This is a genomic window from Tahibacter aquaticus (assembly GCF_004363655.1).
In the GTDB taxonomy this organism is placed as follows: Bacteria; Pseudomonadota; Gammaproteobacteria; order Xanthomonadales; family Rhodanobacteraceae; genus Tahibacter; species Tahibacter aquaticus.
The window spans coordinates 44,893-68,679 of sequence record NZ_SNZH01000021.1 but is presented as its reverse complement, the minus strand read 5'-3'; the positions used below and the strand labels follow the sequence as shown (position 1 = coordinate 68,679).

Below are 23,787 nucleotides of genomic sequence, written 5' to 3'. Positions count from 1 at the left end.
CCCCCGTCGGGCGCTTCCCGGCGGGCGCCCCGTCCCGACCGCCGTCCACCCGGCCCCTTCTCTCCCTTTCAAGGACTACCCCCATGGCTTCCGCATCAACACGCTCCCTGCACTTCCTCGGCGCCGCCGGCACCGTTACCGGCTCACGCTACCTGGTCCAGGCGGCGGGCCAACGCATCCTGGTCGATTGCGGCCTGTTCCAGGGCTACAAGCAGCTGCGCGAGCGCAACTGGGCCGAGTTCCCCGTCGCGCCGGCCTCGATCGACACCGTGCTGCTGACCCACGCCCATCTCGACCACGCCGGCTATCTCCCGGCCCTGGTCAAGCAGGGCTTTACCGGCAAGATCCTGTGCACCGAGGCCACCCGCGACCTCAGCCAGCTCTTGCTGCCCGACAGCGGTCATCTACAAGAGGAAGAAGCGCGCTACGCCAAGAAGAAGGGCTACTCCAAGCACGCCAATCCACTCCCCCTCTACACGCAGGAGGATGCGATGACCTGCCTGACCCGCTTCGAGGGCCGCCCCTTCCTGGAGCCGCAGACCCTGGCGCCGGGCGTCAGCGCCCGTTTCATCCCCGCCGGCCATATTCTCGGTGCCGCCCAGATTGCGCTCACCATCGACGGCCGTCGGCTGCATTTCACCGGCGATCTGGGTCGCGCCAGCGACGCGCTGATGAAGGCCCCCGCGCCGTTCGAGGGCGCCGACGTGCTGGTGTGCGAGTCCACCTACGGCAACCGCCGCCATCCCACCGCCGACGCCGAGGCGGAGCTCGCGCCGGTGATCAAGCGGGTCGCGGCCCGCGGCGGTGTGATCGTGATCCCCGCCTTCGCGGTCGGCCGTGCCCAGGCCCTGATGCTGCATATCGCGCGGCTGCGCCAGCGCGGCGAGATTCCGCGCGTCCCGGTCTATCTCAACAGCCCGATGGCGATCAATGCCACTGACCTGTATCACCGCCACCACGGCGAGCACCACGTCACCGACGCCGAGTGCCGGGACATGTATGAGCTCGCGACCATGGTGCGCACCGTGGAGGAGTCCAAGGCGCTCAATATGCAGCGTGGGCCGATGATCATCATTTCCGCCAGCGGCATGCTCACCGGTGGCCGGGTCTTGCACCACCTGGTGGCCTTTGGCCAGGACTCGCGCAACGCGATCCTGCTGGCCGGCTACCAGGCCGGTGGCACCCGCGGCGCAGCGCTCGTGCGCGGCGAGAAGTCGTTGCGCATCTTCGGGCAGGAGGTGCCGATCAATGCCGAAGTGATTGCGATGGAGAGCTTCTCCGGCCACGCCGACAGCGAGGAGTTGCTCGCCTGGCTGCGCCCGGCCCCGGTCACGCCCAAGATGACCTACATCACCCATGGCGAGCCCGATGCGGCCGATGCGCTGCGCGGCCGCATCGAACGCGAGCTCGGCTGGCACTGCCGCGTCCCTGAGCATCTGGAACGGGTGCCGCTCGGCGGCGAGGCGGCGGCATGACCGAGCACGCCCACACCCGCCTGCGCGTCGTGCGCGCCGGCATCGACACCTACCAGCAGCCGGTGGTCTACATGCACCGCGACTGCCCGGTCTGCCGCTCGGAGGGCTTTGCGGCCCTGACCCGCGTGCAGATGCAGGTGGGCGACCGAGAGGTGATCGCCACCCTGAACGTCGTGACGGGTGATCACCTGGCGGTCGACGAGGTCGCGCTCTCGGACGCCGCCTGGTCGGCCGTCGGGCCCGACGCGGGGGCGTTTGCCACCTTCCAGCATCCCGAGCCGGCCGCGTCGGCCGGGGCCCTGCGGGCCAAGGTGTTCGGGGCGCGCCTGGGCGACGCAGATTGCCTGGCCCTGATGCGTGATACGGCCGCCAACCGGCTTTCGGACATCGAACTGGCGGCGTTCGTGACCGCCTGCGCCGGCGAACGCCTGGACCATGGCGAAACCCTGTCCTTGACTCGAGCGATGGTGGCCGTGGGCCAGACCCTGGACTGGGGCGGCGGCCCGGTGCTGGACAAGCACTGCGTGGGTGGCTTGCCCGGCAACCGCACCACCCCGATCGTGGTCGCGATCATCGCGGCGCTGGGGCATCGCATCCCCAAAACCTCCTCGCGGGCGATCACGTCGCCGGCCGGCACCGCCGACACGATGGAAGTCATGGCGCCGGTGGCGCTGGATCTGGCGGCGATGCGGCGGGTGGTCGAACGCGAAGGCGGCTGTATCGTCTGGGGCGGCAATGTGCGCCTGAGTCCGGCCGACGACGTGCTGATCCGGGTCGAGCGGCCGCTGGACTTCGACAGCGATGGGCAACTCGTTGCCAGCGTGCTGTCCAAGAAGGTCGCCGCCGGCGCGAGTCACGTGCTGATCGACATGCCCGTCGGGCCCACGGCCAAGGTACGGTCCGACGGCGCGGCGCAAGCGCTGGCAGCACGGCTGACCGACACCGCGTCCGCAATGGGGCTGATGCTCGCCGTCCTGCGCACCGACGGGCGACAGCCGGTCGGCGTGGGCATCGGCCCGGCGCTGGAGGCTCGCGATGTGCTGGCCGTACTGCGCGGCGCGCCCGAGGCCCCGGCCGACTTGCGCACGCGGGCTTTGGCCGTCGCCGGCGCCTTGCTCGAGCTCGCGCCCGGCACACCGCCCGGTCAGGGACTGGCCTTGGCCACGCAGGCGCTGGACTCCGGTCGCGCCTGGGCCAAGTTCCTGGCTATCTGCGAGGCGCAAGGCGGCTTCACGGAACCAGGCGAAGCGCCCTTCCAGGCACCGGTGGTGGCCCCCCGTGCCGGGCGCATCGCCGCGATCGACAACCGGCGCCTGGCCAAGGTGGCCAAGCTGGCAGGCGCGCCCGGCGCGGCCTTGGCCGGCGTCGTCTGCACCGTGCGCATCGGGGATGCCATCGCCGCCGGGCAGCCGCTGTACACCGTGCACGCCCAGTCCCCCGGCGAGCGCGACTACGCCCTGGCCTACGCCCACGCGCACCCCGACATCCTGTCCCTGGAGGCCCCATGAGCCGCGTCCTGATCCCCTTTCCCGATTTGCAACCCTTGGCGGTCGAGCTGGGGGCGCGCCTGCAGGCTCGCGTGGCGCCCGTGGGCTGGCGCCGGTTCCCTGACGGCGAATCGCTGGTGACGCTCGACGCCCAACTCGAGGGCGCCGACGTGGTGTTGGTGGCCGGACTGAGGCATGCGGACTCGGTCGCATTGGCGCTGCGCCTGGTCGCCGAGACTGCCCGCGAGCTGGGCGCCCGCTCGGTCGGCCTGGTCGCCCCGTACCTGCCCTACATGCGCCAGGACACCCGCTTCCATCCCGGCGAAGCGATCAGCGCGCCGATCTTTGCCCGCTTCCTGGAGCAAAGCGTCGACTGGCTGGTGACGGTGGATCCGCACCTGCACCGCAACCCGCGCCTGGACGGCTTGTTCTCGATCCCCACCCGCCATGTGGCGGCGGCCCCGGCCATGGCGGCTTGGGTGCAGGCCAACGTGCCCGACGCGATCCTGATTGGCCCGGACAGCGAGTCGGCGCAGTGGGTTGGCGACATCGCCGACCGGGCGCAGGTGCCGTTCCAGGTACTGGCCAAGATCCGGGAGGGGGATCGCGCCGTGCAGGTGAGCCTGCCCGACCCCATTGCCGCCCGCGGCCGCACGCCGGTGGTGGTCGATGACATCGTTTCCTCGGGCCACACGATGATCGAAACCCTCAAGCATCTTTCGGCGTTGGGCTTGCCCGCCGCCACGTGCCTGGTCACCCACGCGGTGTTCTCCGAGGACGCGTACGAACGCCTGCTGGCCGCGGGTGCCCAGCGCGTCGTCAGCACCGACACCATTGCCCACCCGGCCTGCAACGCTATTGCGATGGCGCCGCTCCTGGCCGTGGCCTGCGAGGCGCTGCTGGCCGAGCGCACCCCGTCCCTGGCCGCCCTGTGATGCGCGCCGCCCTCGCCCCCGCCTGTGCCCTGGAGATCCGATGAACGACCTGACCTGTCCCGCCAGCGCCCTGAGCGCCATAGACCAGCACCGGATGGACCAGTTGGCCCGGCGCTACGCCCAGGCCGAGCCGGCCTTCGCCGCCTGGGCCGCCGGCTATGGCGTCATCGCGCACACGCCGCTCACGCAGCTGCGCGTGCGCGCGATGCTCGAGGAACTGGTCGCGACCGGCGCCCTGCCCGATACCGCGACCGGCTACCGGCGCCTGAGGGCGGCCGACCGCGTGGCCAGCGCCGGCATGTGGTTGGTGGCGCACATGACCTACGCCCGACGGGTCCGGCTGGACGGCAGCCCGATGGCGGCCGAGGACTTCAAGCCGCAGCCCGAGGGCCATACCGGCGGCGCCTTGAACATGGTGCCGGCCTACACCGGCTACCTGGCAATGAATGCACTCGACGGGGTGACCCGCGCCTGGATGATGGGACAGGGTCACTGCGTGGCGGCCATCGATGCGCTCAATGTGATCGTCGACAACATGAGCCCGGCGCATGCGGCCCGCTACGGCCTGGACGAGCCGCAGTTGGCGCGCTTCGTCGGCGACTTCTACTCCTACGAACTCACCCCGGAGGGCCGCCCGGCCTCGCCGCTGGGCTCGCACGTCAACGCCCACACTGCCGGCGGCCTGCAGGAGGGCGGTTACCTGGGCTTTGCCGAGCTGCACTACGTGCACGCGCCGCTGCCCGGGGAGCGGTTGGTCGCGTTCGTCAGCGACGGGGCGTTCGAAGAGCAGCGCGGCGGCGACTGGGCGCCGCGCTGGTGGCGCCCCGACGATTCGGGGCTGGTGGCGCCGATCATGGTGCTCAACGGCCGGCGCATCGAGCAACGCAGCCAGATCGAGCAACAGGGCGGCGAGGACTGGCTGTACCGCCACCTGCGGCTCAATGGCTTCGAGCCCATTGGCCTGGACGGCCGCGATCCGGCCAGCATTGCCTGGGGTATCCACGTGATCGAGTCGCGGCTGCAGGCCTGCGCCGAGGCGGCGGCGCTGCATCCCGAGGGCGATTTCCGGATCCCACTGCGTTACGGCGTGGCCGAAGCGCCCAAGGGCTTCGGGTTCCCGGGTGCCGGCACGAACGCCGCTCACAACCTGCCCCTGTCCGGCAATCCCCACCGCGACGCTGCGGCGCGCGACCAGTTCAATGCCGGCTGCGCGCCCCTGTATGTGCCGGCCGCCGAGTTGCTCTCGGCGGTCGCGGCCCTCAACACGCATGGCGCCCAGGGCCGACCGCGGGAGCGGGACCACGCCCTCGCCGCGCGTCAGGTCATCTTGCAGGCCGCGCCGACACCGGCGTGGGCCGAAGCCGGTTCCGCGGGATCGCCCATGGCCGCCTTGGACGGCCAGTTCGTACGGCTCGTGCAGGCCAATCCCCATCTGCGGCCGCGCGTGGGCAATCCCGACGAGCTGCGCAGCAACAAGCTCGATACGACCTTGGACCTGCTCAAGCACCGGGTGCACGTCCCCGAGCCAGGAGTGGCGGAATCGCGGACTGGCGCCGTGATTACGGCGCTCAACGAAGAGGCCGTGGTCTGCGCGGCCTTGGCCAACAAGGGCGGGCTCAACCTCGTGGTCACCTACGAAGCCTTTGCGCCCAAGATGCTCGGGGCCCTTCGCCAGGAACTCATCTTCGCGCGGCATCAGCGCGAGGCAGGTCGGTCGCCGGGCTGGCTGGGCGTGCCGGTCGTGCTGACCTCGCACACCTGGGAAAACGCCAAGAACGAGCAGTCGCATCAGGACCCGACCCTGGCCGAGGCCTTGCTCGGCGAAATGGCGGACGGTGCGCGCGTGTGTTTCCCGCCCGACGGCAACAGCGCCATGGCGGCCCTTACCCACAGTATCCAAGCCCTGGGCACGATCACGGCGCTGGTCGTGCCCAAACGCGAGGTCCCGAATCGGCTGACGCCGGCGCAGGCCCGCCTGTTGGCAGACGAGGGCCTGCTCTTGCTGCACGGCGACCCCGACACGGCTGCCGTATTGTTGGCCGCCACGGGCAGCTACCAACTTGGCGAGGTTTTGCGGGCGCATCGGCGTCTACACGAGGCCGGCATCACTGCGGCGGTGATTTACGTCGGTGAGCCGGGGCGACTGCGGACCGGGCGCGACGCGCGGGAGGCGGCCTACGTGCTGCCCGATGCGGTGGTGCTGCGTCACTTCCCGGTCGGCATTCCGCGCGTGTTCGTGACTCACACCCGGCCCGAGCCCTACCTGGGCGCGCTGCGCCGGATCGATACCGGGCCCGCCACCACGCGGGCGCTGGGCTTTGTGAACCAAGGCGGCACGCTGGACGTGCCCGGGCTGCTGTTCGCCAACGGCTGCACCTGGGCGCATACGGTGGCGGCGGCGCTGGCAGTGCTGGGTCGCCCCCTCAATGACGGACTGCGCGCCGACGAGCAAGCCGCCCTGGCCGGCCGCGGCGACCCGACCCTGATCACGCGCCCGGCATGAACACCCCTCAGCCAACGCCTACCTCGCGCCTGCCCCGCAGCCTGCAGATCGCCGTGGCCCTGGGCGGCTTCGGCTGGACCTGGTGGCGGCGCCATCGGCGCGCCCCGGAAAGCCTGCCGGCGCGCCTGCGCGAGACCCTCGAAGGCTTGGGCACGACCTTCGTCAAACTGGGCCAGGGGTTGAGCCTGCGGCGGGACCTGTTGCCGGCACCGTACCTGTCGGAACTGGAAGCGCTACATGCCCACGTGCCCCCGTTCGAGTCGGCCTTGGCCGTGGCGGCGATCGAATCGGCGTTCGGCCAGCCCGTGGACCAACTCTTCGCCGAGTTCGAGCTGGTGCCTTTTGCCGCCGCGTCGGTCGCCCAGGTGCATCGGGCCCAGCTGCCGGACGGGCGCACGGTCGCGGTCAAGGTGCGAAGGCCTGGCATCGTGGCCCAGGTGCATGCCGACCTGCGGCTGCTGCGGCGCTTCGTGCGCGTCAGCCAGTGGCTGGTGCCGGGTCTGCGGCGCTATCAGCCGCTGGAGCTGGTCGACGAACTCGGGCAGTCCCTGCAGCAGGAGATCGACATGGTCCAGGAAGCGCGCAACATGCGCCGTCTGGCCCACACGCTCGACCCGCTCCCCTACCTCTCGTTGCCCCACGTGGTCGAGCCATGGGTGGGGGCCGCCGTGATCGTCCAGGAATTCAGCCACGGAGCACCCATCGCGTCCCGGAATCGCACGCCGCGTGGGCGCGAGCTGGCCGGACGGCTGCTCGATGCCTATGTGCACCAGCTGATGGGGTCCGGGGTGTTCCACGCCGATCCCCATCCCGGCAACTTGTTTGAGCTCCCGGACGGTCGTCTGTGCTTCCACGACTTTGGGTCCATCGGTTTCCTGGACCCCGCGGCGCGCATGGCCTTCGCGCAACTCATTGAGGGCTTGGTCGCCAACGAACCCCAGGATGTACTCGACGCCGTAGTGGCCATGGGGTTCATCTCGGGTCCGGTTGACCGTCAGGCTTACGTCCGCGCCATCAGTGAAATCCTCAGCAGCCTGGCCACCCTGCCCTTGAACGAATGGTCCATGGCAGATGCGATCTGGCGGGTGGCGCGGATCGGGGCGGGCGCGCACTTCCGGCTGCCGCGTCATCTGTTGGTCCTGATGCGCACGCTGTTCCTGGCCGAAAACACCCTGCGGTCCCTGGATCCGGAGCTGGACCTTCTGCGGGCTCTGGGGGATCGGGCCGAACGCATCGTGCAGACGCTGCAACAGCAGTCAACCGGGCGCCCGTTGCACGAAAAGTTGATCAAGGGTGCCGAGCAGTTGCCGGTCGTGGCGATGCAGGTGCTTCGGCAGCTGCGACTGGACGAGGGGCGGCCCGCGCTGTCGCTGCACCATCGCGGCCTGGAGCCGCTGGAAACGACGCTGGCGCGCACCGGCAATCGCCTGGCCCTGGCGCTGGTGACGCTGGGCCTGTACCTGGCCGGGTCGGTGATAATGCTGCACGGCGCCGGGCCGCGCCTGTGGGGCCATCTGCCGGTGCTCTCGGCGCTGGCGTTCGCGGCCGCGCTGGTGCTGTCCTGGCGGCTGGTGCGCGCCATTTCGCGGTCGGGGCATTTATGAGTGCGTCGACCCGCAACTGGCTGGTAATGAACGTGGGGTCGGCCACGCTCAAGGTGGCCGTCTACACCGTGGATGGGGATGGCGAGAGGGCCGGTGCCAGCCACCGCGTCACGATTCCCCTGGGTGACGATGCTGACGTTGACGCGGCGCTCAGCACCGCGTTGACCCGACTACCCGCGGCGGCGCAACAGCCGCAGGCGATTGTGCACCGGGTGGTTCACGGCGGCCGACGCGCCGGTGCGGTCGTGCTGACCCCGGCACAGTGTGCCGAGCTGACGGCCCTGGCCCCCATGGCCCCCTTGCACCAACCCCCGGCGCTGGCGCTGGTGGAACTAGCCGCAAGACGCTGGCCGCGAGCCCGCCAGTTTGCCGCCTTCGACACCAGTTGGCACGCGCATCTGGCGCCGTGGTCCCGCCGGCTGCCACTGCCCCAGGGGCTGCATACCGCCGGCGTCATGCGGTATGGATTCCATGGTCTCGCCTACCAATCGGCCTGGCGACAACTGAAGGCCCAGGCCCCGGCGCTGGCCCATCGGCGGCTCGTCATGGCCCACCTGGGCGGCGGGTCGAGCCTGTGCGCCGTGCACGATGGGCGCAGCATCGACACCACGATGGGGCTGACGCCGCTCGATGGCGTCCCGATGGCGACGCGGTCGGGCAGCCTGGATCCTGGCGTGATTGGCTACCTGACCCACGCCCTGCGGATGCCTTGGCCCGAAATCGAACAGGTGCTGTGGCGCGAATCGGGCCTCAAGGGCCTGTCCGGGTTGAGCGGCGACATGCGCGAACTCCAGGCCGATCCCGGGGAGGCTGCCGCGCTCGCCCGCGAGCACTACGCGCGGCGCGTGGCCCAGGCGATGGCGGCAATGGCCACGAGCCTGGGCGGTGTGGACGCCATCGTCTTTTCGGGGGGCATCGGGGCCGGCGCGGCGGCTGTACGCGCCCAGATCGCCGCGCCGCTGCGCTGGATGGGCATCGAGCTTGACCCCGAAGCCAATCAACGCGGCGGCCCCGCGGTGCATGCCGACCACGCCACGGTCAGTGCCTGGGTGTTCCACGTCAATGAAGAAGACGAATTACTGGAGGCCGCGCTGGCCGAGGAGCGTGCGTGAGTACGGAAATGACACTGACCCGCGCCCGCCCCGGCGAGGCGACGGTCGCCCGCTTGTTGGCCACGGCCGACGCGCAACTCGCTGGCCCTCGCCCCTGGGATCTGCAGGTGCACGATCCGGGCCTGTTTGCCCGCGTGCTGGCGCAGGGCTCGCTGGGGTTTGGTGAGGCTTATATGGACGGCGCCTGGGACGCGGCCGACCTGGACGGCTTGGTGGCACGGCTGCTCGCCGCCGGCCTGGACCGCCGGGTGCTGGGCTGGCGCGACCGCTGGGACGCGCTGCGTGCGCGACTGATCAACCTCCAGGCCGGTCGCCGGGCCTTCATCGTGGGCGAGCAGCACTATGACCTGGGCAATGACCTGTATCGGGTGATGCTGGGCGATCGCATGGTCTATAGCTGTGGCTACTGGCGGCAGGCCCAGGACTTGGAGGAAGCGCAGGAAGCCAAGCTCGACCTGGTCTGCCGCAAGCTCAAGCTCGAGCCCGGCCAGCGGGTCCTGGACATCGGCTGCGGCTGGGGCGAGGCGCTGCGATACGCGGCCGAGCGCTACGGCGTTCACGGTGTCGGGCTGACGGTCTCGTGCGAGCAGGCCGCCTATGCCCGGGAGCGCTGCCGGGGGCTGCCCATCGAAATCCGCGTGCAGGACTACCGCGACTTCCATGAACCGGTCGATCGGATTTTCTCGATCGGCATGTTCGAGCATGTTGGCGTGCGCAACTACGCCCAGTATTTCGAGCTTGCGGCCCGCAACCTGCCAGATGACGGCCTGATTGTGCTGCACACGATTGGTACCAACCGATCCACCACCCATACCGACCCCTGGATCGACCGCTACATCTTCCCCAACTCGATGCTGCCCTCGGCCGCGCAGATCACCGCCGCCCTGGAAGGCCGCTTCGTGCTGGAGGACTGGCACAACTTCGGCGCCGACTACGACCGCACCCTGCAAGCGTGGCGGGACAACATCGAAGCCGGGTGGAGCCGTCTGCCCGCGCGCTACGACGAGCGGTTCCGCCGCATGTGGCGGTTCTACCTGGCCTCGAGCATGGCCCTGTTCCGGGTCCGACAGGCCCAGCTCTGGCAACTCGTGCTCTCCCCCCGCGGTGTGCGCGGGGGGTATGTCGCCCCTCGCTGAGTCCCGTGGTCTCGGCTTCCTTGTTCCTGCCCGTCCGTTACCCCCACCCACTTCACCGGAGTCCCTCCATGAACACCCTCATTGCCGTGATCTACAAGCACCAGGAAGACGCTGCCGCCCAGACGCTGGCACGACTGCAAGACCTGCAGCGCGAGTACCTGATCGCGCTGGAAGATGCGGTGATCGTGCGACGAAACGCCGACGGCAAGCTGCATCTGCAGCAGTCCATCAACCTGATCTCGGCGGGCGCCGCGACCGGGGCCTTTTGGGGCCTGTTGGTCGGCGTCATCTTCGCCGGGCCGTTGGGCCTGGCGGTGGGTGGCTTGGGCGGCGCCGGGCTCGGCGCGTTGGCGGCGCGGCAGAGCGACTACGGCATCGACGATGAGTTCATCCGCGAATTGAGCGCCGAGGTCGAGCCGTGCTGTTCGGCCTTGTTCGTGCTCGTCCGGTCGATGACCACCGACAAGGTGATCGCTGAGCTCGAGGGCACGGGCGGGCGTGTGCTCAAGACCTCGCTGCCGGCCGATATCGAGGCGCGCCTGCAGCAGGCCCTGGCGAGCGCGGCGCCCGGCCACGCCGGCCACTGAGTCACAAGGAGACCTCGCGATGCGACCCCCCAAGCCCCTTTCCCTTCCCGCCGGTTCCGTCGCCCTGCCGTCCTCCGGCCGGCGGCGGTTCGTCCAGGGCATGACCGCCTTGGCGGCGGTGTGCGCATCCGGCCTCCCCGGACGCGCCGCCTGGGCGCAGCCTGCCGGACCTGAGCAGCTGAGCGGTACGACGTTTGATCTGGTCATCGACGAGTTGCCGGTGAACTTTACCGGCACGCCCCGGATCGCCACGGTCGTCAACGGGCGTCTGCCCGGTCCGGTCCTGCGCGTGCGCGAAGGTGACACGGTCACGCTGCGCGTCACCAACCGACTGCGGGAGATGACCGCGATCCACTGGCACGGTGTGATCCTGCCGCCCGAGATGGATGGCGTGCCGGGCATCAGCTTCCCCGGCATCGCGCCGGGGGAGACGTTCACGTACCGCTTCACTCTGGTACAGAGCGGCACCTACTGGTACCACGCCCACACCCTGCACGAACAAACCGGACTCTATGGCGCGTTGATTGTCGAACCGCGCGTGGCCGACCCGGTGGTGGTCGACCGCGACTATCCGGTGATCCTCGCGGACTGGACCGACGAGGACCCCCTTCAGGTGTTCCTGAACCTCAAGAAGATGGGGGGCTACTACAACTTCGCCCAACCCACCGTCGGCGACTTGCTGGCGGACGTCTCGCGCGCGGGACTGGCTGCTGCCCTCGAAAAACGGCGCATGTGGAACCGCTCGCGCATGAGTCCGACGGACTTCAGTGATGTGTCGGCGGCCACCTACACCTACCTGATGAACGGTGCCTCGCCCGCCGGCAACTGGACGGCCTTGGCCCAGCCGGGCGAACGTGTGCGCTTGCGCTTCATCGGTGCTGGTACCGCGACCTACTTCGACGTGCGCATTCCTGGACTCAAGCTCACCGTCGTGGCCACCGACGGTCAGGCGGTCGAGCCGGTGGAGGTCGATGAGTTCCGGATCGGTCCGGGGGAAACCTACGACGTCCTGGTGCAACTACCGGATGAGCGCGCCTATTCGATCTACGCCCAGTCGATGGACCGAACGGGTTTCGCCCGAGGCACCCTTGCGCCCCGGGCCGGCATGACCGCTGAACCGCCGCCGCTGGAGTCGCCGGCCTGGCTCGACCCGATCGACATGATGGGCGCGATGGCGGCCATGGGCAGCCTGCCCGACATGGCCGGCGGCGCCGGCCCGCATGCCGGGCATGGGATGGTCGAGCGGCCGGCACGGGCGCGCCATGCGCGCACAGAGTATGGCGCCACGACCGACATGCGGGTGGACTACCCCCGCGACAACCTCGATGACCCAGGCACGGGCCTGCGCGCCAACGGCCGCCGTGTGCTGACCTACGCCGACCTGCGCACGATCGGTGGTTCGCTCGACGCCCGCGAGCCACAGCGCGAGTTGGAGCTGCATTTGACCGGCAACATGGAACGCTTCATCTGGTCGCTCGACGGCGTCAAGCTCAACGACGCCAAACCAATCCACTTCCGCAAGGATGAGCGCCTGCGGGTCACCCTGGTCAACGATTCGACCATGGCGCATCCGATGCACCTGCACGGGATGTGGAGCGAGCTCGAATCGCCGCAGGGCGTGTTCCAGGTGCGCAAGCACACGGTCTCGGTACAACCCGCCCAGCGTGTGAGTTTCGCCGTGACGGCCGATGCGCCCGGACGCTGGGCCTTCCACTGCCACCTGCTCTACCACATGGCCGCGGGCATGTTCCGCGAGGTGGTGGTCGCATGACGCGCTCAATCACAGGTTGGCTATTTTTGCCCATCCCCCGATAGATTCCAATAAGGAATAAATTCCTTCTCTTACAGTAAGTTAGAAAATTGAAATGAGCCGATACTGGGGTTTTGGAGCAACGGAACAGAATGCGTACTTAAGGTGCGCAAGCAGGCTTTCCTCCTGAGCCGGATAGGTTCCGAACGGATGAAGCCGAGCTCAGTCCTCCCAGCTGACGCGACGGCTCGGCGGCGTTCGGGGGCCCGCCCGCTTATGTTCGGTGTTCCGGTATACCGACACGATGCGTTCGGCCACTTCTCGTCCCACCGGCCGTCCCTCAAGAAAGTCGTCGATGGCGTCGTAGCGGACACCCAGAGCCATTTCGTCCGGGTGCAACGGACGCAAGAGCTCGAGGTCCGCGGTCGGGATCTTCTGCACCAGGTTAAACGGCGCACCCAGGTGCTCGGCCAGCGCACGAACCCGACGTTTGGTAAGCCCGGTCAACGGCGCGAGATCACAGGCGCCATCACCGTGTTTAGTGAAGAACCCCATTACGGCTTCTGCCGCGTGATCGGTGCCGATGACCAAGCCGTGCAGCGCATTGGCGGCGGCATATTGGACGATCATGCGCTGACGGGCTCGCACGTTGCCGGCGATAAGGTCCGCGGCGTGCGCGTCGCCAAACGATGCGCCGGCGTCGATCATCGACTGCAGCGTCGCGTCGACGGCGGGTTGTATGTCGACGCGCAGGATCTGGTCGGGCTCGATGAAGGCGATCGCGGCTTCCGCGTCATGCGCGTCGCGCTGCTCGCCATAGGGCAAGCGCATGGCGACGAAGCGCGCGTCATACCCCTGGGTCCGAAGCCCGGCGACCACCAACTGGCACAGCCGTCCGGCGGTCAACGAATCCACGCCGCCGCTGATGCCCAGTACCAGGGATTTTCGACCGGCGCGTTGAAGTTCTTCGGCTAGGAACGCCACCCGACAGCGCCACTCGGTCTCGATATCAAAATGCTCAGCGACGTCGAGCGCCGCAGCAATTTCGCGCTGTGCAGCGAACGGGTCCGTGTCCACGGCGCTGGGCCTCGGCGTCTAGGATTTCTTTCCGGTGTTGCTCTGAATCAGGTCGTTCAGCGATTCATGACCGGTGCGCTCCAGTAGCGTCTTTAGGTGCATGTCACCACGCACGCCGAAGTCGCGCCCGTACTGTGCTTCGATTGTGCTGACGTTGGTGTCACCGCGTTTCTGGCGCAGAGGACCGCTGTCGTTTCGCGACCGCTGGCCGCGCATGCCGGGGGCATCTTTCTTTGCCATCGCGTTGCTCCAAGGATCTGAGGTGGGACCAGTGTAGACGGGCGAATTTCAGGCTGCAAAGAAACTCGGACTGGAGCGGTTGCGTCGAGTTTAGGAGCCGAGGGTCGACGTCGATGGCGTCTCATCGGTTGAGATCGGCGCGCGCCGGGCGAGCATGTCTTCGAAGGCCTGGGCGCGTGCGGTCGCGAGCGCTGCGGCCGTTTCAGCCGCTTGGCGCGATGCCTGTTCGTGCGCCAACGCTTCGCGGACGGCGGTCAGGTCGGCGCGTAGTGCTTCGCCGGCCAGTTGTTCGTTTGCCCAGCGGATCTGTAGTCCGTCGAGTTCCCGAGGGAGGGGGCGTAGTGCTTGGACTTCCTCGTCCAGCCGGCGTACTTGCGCGCGAAGCTCCCGCACGTCGCGGTCTTGCTGGCCGGCCTGCTCGGTGAGACGGACGTTATCGCGGTTGAGCTGCAGCAGTTCCTGGTTCTTGCTGGTGACGCTATCGCGAGCCTCGCGCAGATCGATCTGCAGCTGCTGCACCTGATGTTCATGCCGGCGCTGGTCCTGGTCGCGCTGTTCCCTCACCGAAGCTCGATAGTGCTCCAGCGCCTCGCGGGCATGCGTGTGCTTTTGTTCCAGCGACTGCGCGTGCGCTTCGTGCTCGCTCAAGCGCGCCGAGAGCCCAGCAATTCGTTCCTCGAGCTGACCAATGGTGTTCGTGGCGGCCGCCAGGCTGGCCTGGGCGGCTTTGTGCTCGGCCTGCTCGGCCTGCAGCATGTCCTCAGTGCGGCGCAACTGCGCCGTCAGCGTAGCGCTTTCCTGTCGGGCCTGTTCTACCGCGGCCGTGCAATCGCGCAGCTGGGCGTCGCATCGAGCTTGGGCGTCGGCGATGCGTTCGTCGGCTTCCGCATTCAACTGACCAGCCAGCCGACTGACCAGGTCCGCGAGCGCATCGCTCAGCGGGAATTTCCCGCCGACGCCTTGTGCATCTTCCGCTTCCAGCTCCTTCAGGTAGCGGTGGATCGTCGTCTTGGAACCGGTGTTGCCGAGTGCAACGCGTAGCGCGTCCACGGAAGGGTGCTTGCCCTGCGCCAGGAGCGCATTGCGCGCCTTCTCGACCTCGCTCTTGTAGACACCGCCGCGTGCCATCTGTTTGTCCTCGATGTATTTCGTACGGCATTACATACTATGTAATTACGTAATGTTCAATGTGCTGAATTGATCGAATTGAGGCAGATTTCCAACGCAGGATAATGGTGAATTATCCCGCCTTAGAACCGCTCCGTGACCGGAATCGTCGGAATTCGGTACGAAATGGCGATTGGCCAGCGACGCGACCAGATCGGGTCCTTTACCCCGCATTGCACTGCTTCAGCGGAAAAACCCGGCGCCTTAGAGCCACACCGATCGGCGCCCTTAATCATGATTGACTGCTATTACACTTAGTGTAATAGGGTCATTGACAAGTATCAGCGACGGATTTACGCTCGGTGACATGGACGTGGACTTCGAAGACGCCTCGCTCAAGAGGCTTGAGGCAGACCCGAGGTTCACGGCGGGTTACGAGGCTGCGATCGTGAAAGCCTTCCGAAAACGACTGCAGCTGATTCGTGCGGCACCTGATGAACGTGTTTTTTACGCCATGAAGTCCCTTCACTACGAAAAACTCAGAGGCGACCGGGACGGTCAATGTTCGATGCGGTTGAACGATCAGTGGCGGTTGCTCTTGCGTCTGCAGCAAACCGAGGACGGGAAGACAGTCGTGATCATTTCCATCATCGATTATCACTAACCTTTCCCAGGATGACCCCATGAACACTGTTGCTGAAATTTTCCCACCGGGCGAATTCTTGCGGGACGAGTTGGAAGCTCGCGGGTGGTCGCAGACCGAGCTGGCGGAGATTATTGGTCGCCCCGTCCGACTGATCAACGAGCTGATTGCCGGGAAGAAGGCGATTACGCCGGAGACGGCGGTTCAACTCGGTGACTCGCTCGGTACCGGGCCGGAGGTGTGGATGAACCTGGAGAGCCAATACCAGCTCTCCAAGGTTCGTTCGACCGATGGGCTGATTGCTCGTCGGGCAAAACTCTACGAACGGTTTCCCGTGCGCGAAATGATCCGCCGCGGCTGGATCGAAGCGACCAAAAGTATCGACGTGCTCGAACAGCAGTTCATGGCCTTCTTTGGCGTGGAGAGCGTGGATGCGGAAATCCCGTTCTGTCACGCGGCCAAGAAAACGAACACGCACGAGCAACCCAGCGTTCTGCAACTGGCCTGGCTGTGCCGGGCTCGCCGGATTGCGTCGGAACTCGTGCTAGGTCCGTACACGGAGGCGGCCCTGCGCCACGCATTGCCTCGCTTGTCGGCGCTGTTGACGGCACCGGAAGAAACCCGCCACGTGGCTCGCGTGCTCGGCGAGTGTGGGGTGCGCTTTGTCGTTGTCGAACCGATTCCCGGCGCGAAAATCGATGGTGCCTGTTTTTGGCTCACGGACGTGCAGCCCGTCATCGCGTTGACCCTGCGCTTGGATCGTATCGATAATTTTTGGTTCGTACTCCGGCATGAGCTGGAACACGTACTTCGTCGTCATGGTCAAGGCAGTTACATCCTGGATCAAGACATCGAAGGCACGGCAGCGGACCAGGTCAATGAGGAAGAAGTCATCGCGAATACCGAGGCGGCTGAATTTTGCGTCTCGCAGGCAGAAATACGAAATTTTGTTGCCCGAGTCGCTCCGTTTTTTGCGGAGGACCGTGTTCTGCTGTTTGCCCAGCGGCTTGGCATTCATCCAGGCTTGGTGGTTGGACAGCTGCAGCGTCGACTCGGGCGCTACGACCTGTTCCGAAAGCATCAAGTCAAAGTGCGCCAGGCAGTCACGTCATCGACGCTGACGGATGGCTGGGGTGTGGTTCACGCTGTGTAGAGGTAGAGAAGTAGAGGAGAAGGCGATGTCTGGCTATACGAACGCGGTCAAGGAATACGTCGAGCGCTACCAGGCCGAAATGGGTGGGGACGGCTTGCTCGATCCTCACGCGGTTGCGGAATGGGCATACCGTAACGGACTGCATAAGCCCAATATCAAGACCGTCATTGATGCGATCGCCAGTGACATTGCACAGGTATTTCGCGAGGAATATCGGGTCGATCGACACGGGCGACGGTATCGCGCCAAGCACGCGGCACCCCAGAAGCGCGGGAACCAAACATTGTCGCTTTGGGCGGATCTCGACGATCCGAACGCGCCCCACGCGCACTTCGTCAAATCATTCGGTCAGCGGCGCCTGCAAATTGTTGGCGACTGCGTGCAGCTAACGACGGACGTCAATGTCTACAATGAGAAACGGTGTCCCGCCGACCCCATTCAGATCCCGCTGGATTTCACGTTGGACGTAATGGAACTGCAGCAGGTTGTAAAGAAAGTCGCCTAGGCGAATAAATAATGCTTTTGTGCACGTGTTAGCGATGTTGCGTGTCGGTTTTTCGCGCATTCCCCCCATCTGATTGGAGAACGATCATGGCAAAGAATGAGAAGACCAGCTCACCGGTGACCAAGATCGCATCCTCGGTCCTGCGCGATTCGAGCGCCAGCAAGGCGGCGAAATCGTTGGCCGGTAGCGCGCTGTCGCAATTCCGCACCACCAAGCAATCATCAGCCACGACCGCACATACGGCGGCCAACGCGTTGAACGATGGGCGCACCAGTCCGGCACCGAAAACCTTGGCGGGCAGCGTGCTGACGCAGAAAAGCAAGAAGTCGCGTTAGACGCTTCGGCGAGAGATCTCTCATGGCGCAGGTCACGGGCAAGATGCTGACACTCTGCCACCGGATTCTTCCGGTAGCAGGACGACCGCGTCTGTGAACAGCTCCGTGTCCAAACTCGATCAGTACTTGGACGCGGCTACGCGGCCGAACACGCGCCGTAGCTATGAACAGGCCACACGCCATTTCGAAATCGAATGGGGTGGCCATCTGCCGGCGACGCCCGATAGCGTCGCTCGGTACCTCGCCCACTACGCGGGGGACCTCGCCATCAATACGCTCAAGCACCGTCTGGCGGCGTTGGCAAAATGGCATGCCGATCATGGCTTCGCGGATCCGACTCGCACTCCGATCGTTCGCAAGGTGCTAAAGGGAATCCAGGCTGTCCATGTCAACGTCGAGAAGCAGGCTCCACCGCTGCAGCTAACTCAGCTAGGCCTTGTTGCCGACTGGCTGGAGAACGCAGGCAATTCCGCCCAGACTCGTGGCGATCGCGCCAGCGAACTACGGTATCTGCGTGACCGTGCGCTGATGTTGCTCGGGTTCTGGCGCGGCTTTCGCGGTGACGAATTGTTGGCGCTGCGCGTTGAACATTTGCACGTGGTGCCGGGTCAAGGCATGACGTGCTTTCTCGCTCGAACCAAAGGCGATCGAGAAAACGCGGGCAGAACCTACAAGGTGCCCGCGCTATCGCGCTGGTGCCCAGTAGCGGCAGTCGCTGCGTGGGTGACGACAGCTTCCCTCACGCAGGGCCCCGTATTTGGCGGCATCGATCGTTGGGGTGGTCTGTCCGAGCATCCATTGCACGCCAACAGCCTCATTCCACTGTTTCGACGCATGCTTTCGCGCGCAGGCCTCGCCTCACCCGAAACCTATAGCAGCCATTCCTTGCGCCGTGGATTCGCGGGTTGGGCCGACGCCAACGGCTGGGATGTGAAAACGCTGATGCAGTACGTGGGTTGGAAAGACGTGCACTCGGCCATGCGCTACATCGACGGGAAAGATGCTTTTGCACAACAACTCATCGAATCACAGCTTCCAGTAATGCCGAAAGACGTAATCCTGTAGCGAAGCCTCGCGAGCTGCCGCAATCTGCCGCATCGAAAAAGCCCCGGCCACAAAACGCGAAGGCATCCTGCGTACCCGCCACCCGATGAGTGACGCGCGACCAGCGGAGCGCACAACGGATTCGCGATCCGAGTCAGAGTAGATACGCCACATTCAGTCCCACATCCGTGACTGCGCGGACGTCCGGCGCGTGATGCCTGCGGTGCACCTCGCCCCTTCCGAATGCGTATTTCGGACATTCAGAACGATGCGATCGGCTAAGCGAACACCCTGACTTTTGGTGGCACGATCCAGACAAACGTTGGGCGTATACGTATGGATTTCTCCGTGGAGCACAAGGGTCAAAATTTACGAGTGGCGGCTGTCGACTATCCATCGATGGGCGTGGGATTTTTCATCTCCCGAGATGGCGAAGGAGTTCGAATTGAAGCCACTGAACCTTGGATCCAAGTCTAGACTCGACTCCACTCTTTGCAGTTGATTTGGATCAATTGAAGCACCCTCGAAACGAGTAGTCTGGATTTGCTCGGCTGACTATCGCGTCGCACCCATCTTCCGGATTCGCGCGCTGGCTCATTTGCTTCAGGTTAATATGTGGATTATTGGTTGCGATCGCCGCATGAAAAGCCCGTTTGATGGCACACCCAGTTCGATAGAAACGTGGATCAGTGAAGAGCAAGACCATAGAGTGAAATAGCCGAGGAATCCCCATGTCACCCATTCGCACAGGCGTCACGCTAGCCATCACCGTCGGGCTGTTCTATGGCCTTTGCACCGTGGCCTGGGCTCTGGCGCCCGGCCCATTTCTGAGTTTCATGAACAACCTGTTCCACGGCATGGATTTCAGCAGCATGGTCCGAGCGCGGCCATTTGCTTGGCCGGGTTTCGTCGTGGCGCTGCTCGTGCTGAGCACCTGGGCACTGTTTGTCGGCATGTTCTATGCCTGGCTCGCCAACCGACTGACACGTTGATCATTTCTGTTTCTGGGAAACGCCAATGACTCACAACCATTCCCAACACGGCTCGGAACCCCGGTCCTTCTGGCGCTCGCGCTACTCGATAGGTCTGCTGGTTTTTGGAGCCATCGCCACGTATTTCCTATTGAGCGAGCACCGTGCTCACTTCCTTGGCGCCTTGCCGTACCTGCTGTTGCTCGCGTGTCCACTGATGCACGTATTTATGCATCACGGTCACACGGGTCATGGCGGCGAGCATGGTCACCCATCGGGTCGCGAATCAGGCTCGGATACGTTGGTAGCCCCGAAGCCCAGCAAGACGGGAGAACGGTCATGACCCATGATGGCCCCGCCTACGGATTGTGGATGCTGGTCATTTTCAACTCGGCGATCTTCATCCTGTTTGCGTTCAGCTTCTTCAAGCCGCAGACGGCGCGCGACTGGAGGAGCTTTGGCGCATTCTCGGCGTTCATCATCGCGCTCTTCGTCGAGATGTACGGCTTTCCGCTGACGATTTACCTGATGTCGGGCTGGCTGCAGAGCCACTACCCGGGCACTGATCTGTTGTCCCACGACGCCGGTCATCTGTGGTCCACGTTGCTGGGCGAAAAGGGCAATCCCCACTTCGGCCCGCTGCATATCGCGAGTTATGTATTCCTGGGTTTCGGGTTCTACCTGTTATCCCACGCCTGGAGCGTCCTGTTTCAGGCGCAACACCACAACGCACTAGCCAAGGCAGGCCCCTACGCGCGCATTCGTCACCCGCAGTACGCGGCTTTCGTCCTGATCCTGTTCGGCTTCCTGCTGCAGTGGCCGACATTGCTTACGTTGCTGATGTTCCCGATCCTGGTCGTCATGTACGTGCGACTCGCGATCACGGAAGAGGAAGAAATGCGCAAACGATTCGGCGCCGAATACGAGGTCTACGCGAAACACACTCCGCGCTTCTTGCCCTCGTTGCGAACGAAGGCAGAGGCTGCCTGAAAGCGCGCGATTCGTGGCAATGCAGACGCCATAGCCATCCGCGCGTACTGCGCACAGGTACCACGCGGAGACGTTTTCGCCGGGTAGCGTCGACGCCAAGCGCCGGGTGAATGGAATTGCATCCGCAGAGGTGACATTGTGAAAACAAGCACGATCGAAGTCGGCGAACTGGTCTCCAGCCTGAGCGCGGAAGGCGTCAGGTCGCAACTGTCGACGCTCGCCGGCGTCCATCATGTCGATGTGAACTACGTTGCCGGCAGCGCGACGGTTCACTATGACGAATCGCGAATCGCCCTTGTCGCTATCCAGCAGCGGGTGATCGACTGCGGCTATCACTGCCGCGGTGAGCTCGTTCCTATCCACGTCTGCCGGCAGCCAGAGCAAATCCCGTCCGGACCTGCCCACAAGGGGCATGCAACGCATGACATCGCAGGAAGCCAAGGCGAAGCGATCACTGCGAACGCAAAGGGGACCGCAACACGTGTGAACGACGTTCATACGGGTCATGGCGATCACGGCACGCGTGCTACGACACATGACTCAGGCGACCAAAAAGCCGACATGATGCATGACATGGGTCATGCACCAGGCATGTCGATGCAGGATATGGCGCGCGACATGCGCAACCGCTTCTTGGTGGCACTGGTGTTCGCCGTTCCCGTTTTCCTTTATTCGCCAATGGGAAAAATGTTCGGCGATTTCCCGAGCCCCTTTGGGCTGGACCGCAAGCTCTTCCTGTTCATCGTCGCCACCGGCGCCATCGCCTATCCCGTCTGGCCGTTCCTGGTTGCTGCATGGCGCGCCGCCCGCAACAAGGTCGCCAATATGGCGACACTGATCGTGCTATCGGTGGGTACCGGCTATCTCTTCAGTGTGGGCGCAACCTTCTTCTACGACGGCGATGTGTTTTACGAAGCCTCAGCCGTGCTCCTGGTGTTCATTCTGCTGGGACATTGGCTGGAAATGCGGGCGCGCGCCGGTGCTTCGGATGCGATACGCGCGCTGATGGATCTGGCCCCGCCGATGGCCACGATTGTCCGTGGCGGCAGTGAGACTAAGGTTCCGACCGCGGACGTTCTCGTCGGCGAAATCGTCGTCGTCAAGCCGGGTGACAAAATTCCGGTCGATGGCGAGATTACCGAAGGCAGCTCGCAAGTCGACGAATCCATGTTGACCGGCGAGTCGATGCCGGTGAAGAAGATCGTGGGTGATTCCGTTATTGGTGCCACGATCAACAAAAGCGGCAGCTTCCGCTACAAGGCAACAAAAGTCGGCACCGACACCGCGCTCGCACAAATCGTCAAGCTCGTGCAGGAAGCGCAGAACTCCAAGGCACCGGGCCAATTGCTCGCGGACCGAGCGTCGCAGTGGTTGGTTCTGGCGGCCATAGCCGTCGGCCTCCTCACGTTTGGTGTGTGGTTCTGGGTCGTCGGCCAGCCGCTGCTCTTCGCGTTGACCCTGACGATCACGGTGTTCGTGATCGCCTGCCCCGACGCGCTCGGGCTAGCCACTCCGATGGCCATCATGGTGGGGACCGGGCTGGGGGCGATGAACGGTATTCTGTTCAAGAATGCCGCTGCGCTGGAGAACGCCACCAAGCTGACAGTCATCGTTTTCGACAAGACCGGCACGCTGACCCTCGGGCAACCCGATGTGGTCGAGCTAGTGACTGCCTCCGGCGTCACCGAGACGCAGTTGCTCTCTATCGCGGCAGCGGTCGAGAAGTTCTCGGAACATCCCCTCGCGCTGGCGGTTCTTAAGCGTGCCGGCTCAGCCCCCACCGAAATTGCATCCGAGTTCACCAATATCGATGGGCAAGGCGCTCGCGCCAAGCTCGGTGCAGACGCCGTGTTGCTCGGGAACCGCCGGTTGATGCAGTCCGAAAATGTGAACCTCGATGCACTGGCGGCTGAGGCCGACCGGCTCGAAGGCGGTGGTCGTACGGTGGTGCATGTCGCGCGCGCCGGCACGCTCATCGGGCTGATCGCGATTGCCGACGCGGTGCGTCCCACGTCGAAGGCGACGATCGCCAAATTGCAAGAACGCGGTGTGAAAGTCGCGATGCTGACGGGCGACAATCAGGCGACCGCCGAACGCATCGGCAAGGAGCTGGGCATCGACATCGTACTGGCCGATGTCCTGCCTGGGCAGAAGGCGGCCGAGATCAAGGCGCTGCAGGACCAGGGCAACAAAGTGGGTATGGTTGGCGACGGGATCAACGACGCACCGGCCTTGACGCAGGCCGATGTGGGTTTCGCGATCGGCGCTGGCACCGACGTGGCGATGGAAAGCGCCCAGGTCGTTCTGATGAAGAGCGATCCATACGACATCGTCGGCGCCATTGAGTTGTCGCGCGCCACGCTGCGCAAGATGCACCAGAATTTGTGGTGGGCCGTCGGCTACAACGTGATCGCTTTCCCACTGGCCGCAGGCGTGTTCTATCCCTTCACGCTGTCCCCAGAAATCGCAGCGTTGTCGATGTCCGGCAGCTCGGCGGTCGTGGCCATCAATGCGCTCCTGCTGAAGCGCATCAAGCTCGCTGGCATCAAAAGCGTGCGATCGCCCAGTACCTACTTAACCGAAGCGCCTCCGTCCGCGCGTGTATCGGCGTGAACGGCCCATCCACCCGGTCCTCGAACATGAAGACCCGACGCGTCGTCAGCAGAAATCGCCACGTCTCGACGTGGATGCTCGTTGCCTGTGGAGTCTGGCTGGTGGTTCTCGGTTTCTATTTCATCGTCATTCGGCCGCCACTACTGCCAGAAGACCTGCGCTTCATGGGCGCAAGCCTCGCACAGATTCGGCTTGGCGTGCCTGGTCTTGAGAGTTGGTTGGCACACGTGTTTACCGTCCTCGGCGGATTTATGGCCGGTGCCGGGGTGCTCACGGTGTTTGTTGCGGCCACCATGCCGGCACGATTGAAGGGTTCGGCATGGGCGATCGCGCTGTCGGGCGCGCTCACGGTTGGACTGATGAGCACCCTGAATTTCGTGCTCCATTCCGATTTTCGATGGTTGCTGTTGGGCCCGGCGTTGGTCTGGCTGGCAGGTCTGGTCTTCTACGTCGCACAACTCGACGGTCAAGGCAGCTAGGCCTCTATTGCACCCGGTGAACACGGCCGCTGGCGACTCAC

Annotated in this window: 21 protein-coding genes and 1 pseudogene; 18 read left to right on the top strand and 4 right to left on the bottom strand. The window is 65.1% G+C overall.

Annotation, left to right across the window (positions count from 1 at the left end):
• Window positions 1–83 precede the first annotated feature (83 nt).
• From DFR29_RS25610 to DFR29_RS25570, 9 genes are all read left to right on the top strand, one after another.
• Window positions 84–1,475 (top strand): MBL fold metallo-hydrolase RNA specificity domain-containing protein, encoded by a 1,392-nt coding sequence (locus tag DFR29_RS25610; RefSeq protein WP_133821489.1) that lies wholly within the window; start codon window positions 84–86, stop codon window positions 1,473–1,475.
• Complete coding sequence (locus DFR29_RS25605) at window positions 1,472–2,983, top strand: thymidine phosphorylase family protein (RefSeq protein ID WP_133821488.1); 1,512 nt, start codon at window positions 1,472–1,474, stop codon at window positions 2,981–2,983. The genes DFR29_RS25610 and DFR29_RS25605 overlap by 4 nt, the downstream gene beginning before the upstream one ends.
• Window positions 2,980–3,897 (top strand): ribose-phosphate diphosphokinase, encoded by a 918-nt coding sequence (locus DFR29_RS25600; protein WP_133821487.1) that lies wholly within the window; start codon window positions 2,980–2,982, stop codon window positions 3,895–3,897. The genes DFR29_RS25605 and DFR29_RS25600 overlap by 4 nt, the downstream gene beginning before the upstream one ends.
• A 40-nt stretch (window positions 3,898–3,937) precedes the next feature.
• Complete coding sequence (locus DFR29_RS25595; protein ID WP_133821486.1) at window positions 3,938–6,400, top strand: phosphoketolase family protein; 2,463 nt, start codon at window positions 3,938–3,940, stop codon at window positions 6,398–6,400.
• Window positions 6,397–8,004: an ABC1 kinase family protein gene (locus DFR29_RS25590; RefSeq protein WP_133821485.1), complete on the top strand. Its 1,608-nt coding sequence runs from the start codon at window positions 6,397–6,399 to the stop codon at window positions 8,002–8,004. The genes DFR29_RS25595 and DFR29_RS25590 overlap by 4 nt, the downstream gene beginning before the upstream one ends.
• Complete coding sequence (locus DFR29_RS25585) at window positions 8,001–9,116, top strand: acetate/propionate family kinase (protein ID WP_166654335.1); 1,116 nt, start codon at window positions 8,001–8,003, stop codon at window positions 9,114–9,116. Before DFR29_RS25590 ends, DFR29_RS25585 begins: the two co-directional genes overlap by 4 nt.
• A gap of 8 nt (window positions 9,117–9,124) precedes the next feature.
• Window positions 9,125–10,252 (top strand): cyclopropane fatty acyl phospholipid synthase, encoded by a 1,128-nt coding sequence (gene cfa, locus DFR29_RS25580; protein ID WP_133821540.1) that lies wholly within the window; start codon window positions 9,125–9,127, stop codon window positions 10,250–10,252.
• A 68-nt stretch (window positions 10,253–10,320) separates the two neighbouring features.
• Complete coding sequence (locus DFR29_RS25575) at window positions 10,321–10,839, top strand: DUF1269 domain-containing protein (RefSeq protein ID WP_133821484.1); 519 nt, start codon at window positions 10,321–10,323, stop codon at window positions 10,837–10,839.
• Between the two features lie 19 nt (window positions 10,840–10,858).
• Window positions 10,859–12,610 carry a copper resistance system multicopper oxidase gene (locus DFR29_RS25570; protein ID WP_133821483.1) on the top strand — a complete coding sequence of 584 codons (1,752 nt, stop codon included), beginning with the start codon at window positions 10,859–10,861 and terminating at the stop codon, window positions 12,608–12,610.
• Window positions 12,611–12,811: 201 nt separating this feature from the next.
• Here DFR29_RS25570 and nadE read toward each other — a convergent pair whose 3' ends face one another.
• The 3 genes from nadE to DFR29_RS25555 all read right to left on the bottom strand — a co-directional run bounded on the left by nadE (window position 12,812) and on the right by DFR29_RS25555 (window position 15,034).
• Entirely contained in the window at window positions 12,812–13,666 is an 855-nt protein-coding gene (gene nadE / locus DFR29_RS25565; protein ID WP_133821482.1) for an ammonia-dependent NAD(+) synthetase, read from the bottom strand.
• 18 nt (window positions 13,667–13,684) lie between these two features.
• Window positions 13,685–13,906, bottom strand: coding sequence for a hypothetical protein (locus DFR29_RS25560; protein ID WP_208113728.1), 222 nt, complete (start codon window positions 13,904–13,906; stop codon window positions 13,685–13,687).
• A gap of 90 nt (window positions 13,907–13,996) precedes the next feature.
• Window positions 13,997–15,034, bottom strand: coding sequence for a DNA-binding protein (locus DFR29_RS25555; RefSeq protein WP_133821481.1), 1,038 nt, complete (start codon window positions 15,032–15,034; stop codon window positions 13,997–13,999).
• 346 nt (window positions 15,035–15,380) lie between these two features.
• Here DFR29_RS25555 and DFR29_RS25550 point away from each other — a divergent pair, with 346 nt between their 5' ends.
• From DFR29_RS25550 to DFR29_RS25540, 3 genes are read left to right on the top strand one after another with little or no spacing between them, the layout of a single operon-like run.
• Window positions 15,381–15,677, top strand: coding sequence for a type II toxin-antitoxin system RelE/ParE family toxin (locus DFR29_RS25550; protein WP_133821480.1), 297 nt, complete (start codon window positions 15,381–15,383; stop codon window positions 15,675–15,677).
• A gap of 19 nt (window positions 15,678–15,696) precedes the next feature.
• Window positions 15,697–16,809 carry a HigA family addiction module antitoxin gene (locus DFR29_RS25545; RefSeq protein ID WP_133821479.1) on the top strand — a complete coding sequence of 371 codons (1,113 nt, stop codon included), beginning with the start codon at window positions 15,697–15,699 and terminating at the stop codon, window positions 16,807–16,809.
• A 25-nt stretch (window positions 16,810–16,834) separates the two neighbouring features.
• Window positions 16,835–17,314: a hypothetical protein gene (locus DFR29_RS25540; RefSeq protein ID WP_133821478.1), complete on the top strand. Its 480-nt coding sequence runs from the start codon at window positions 16,835–16,837 to the stop codon at window positions 17,312–17,314.
• Between the two features lie 28 nt (window positions 17,315–17,342).
• Here DFR29_RS25540 and DFR29_RS29430 read toward each other — a convergent pair whose 3' ends face one another.
• A complete protein-coding gene (locus tag DFR29_RS29430; protein WP_166654334.1) occupies window positions 17,343–17,636 on the bottom strand; it encodes a hypothetical protein in 294 nt (97 codons plus the stop codon).
• Between the two features lie 118 nt (window positions 17,637–17,754).
• On the opposite strand from DFR29_RS29430, the pseudogene DFR29_RS25530 reads away from it, so the two are divergent.
• From DFR29_RS25530 to DFR29_RS25505, 6 genes and pseudogenes are all read left to right on the top strand, one after another.
• A pseudogene (locus DFR29_RS25530) lies at window positions 17,755–18,687 on the top strand (tyrosine-type recombinase/integrase); the annotation flags it as partial.
• Window positions 18,688–19,424: 737 nt separating this feature from the next.
• Entirely contained in the window at window positions 19,425–19,685 is a 261-nt protein-coding gene (locus DFR29_RS25525) for a DUF5676 family membrane protein (RefSeq protein ID WP_133821476.1), read from the top strand.
• A gap of 25 nt (window positions 19,686–19,710) precedes the next feature.
• On the top strand, window positions 19,711–20,007 hold the full coding sequence (locus DFR29_RS25520; protein ID WP_133821475.1) for a DUF2933 domain-containing protein: 297 nt from the start codon (window positions 19,711–19,713) through the stop codon (window positions 20,005–20,007).
• Complete coding sequence (locus DFR29_RS25515) at window positions 20,004–20,654, top strand: methyltransferase family protein (RefSeq protein WP_133821474.1); 651 nt, start codon at window positions 20,004–20,006, stop codon at window positions 20,652–20,654. The genes DFR29_RS25520 and DFR29_RS25515 overlap by 4 nt, the downstream gene beginning before the upstream one ends.
• 138 nt (window positions 20,655–20,792) lie before the next feature.
• Entirely contained in the window at window positions 20,793–23,267 is a 2,475-nt protein-coding gene (locus tag DFR29_RS25510) for a heavy metal translocating P-type ATPase (protein WP_133821473.1), read from the top strand.
• A gap of 26 nt (window positions 23,268–23,293) precedes the next feature.
• On the top strand, window positions 23,294–23,746 hold the full coding sequence (locus DFR29_RS25505; RefSeq protein ID WP_208113727.1) for a hypothetical protein: 453 nt from the start codon (window positions 23,294–23,296) through the stop codon (window positions 23,744–23,746).
• Window positions 23,747–23,787 lie beyond the last annotated feature (41 nt).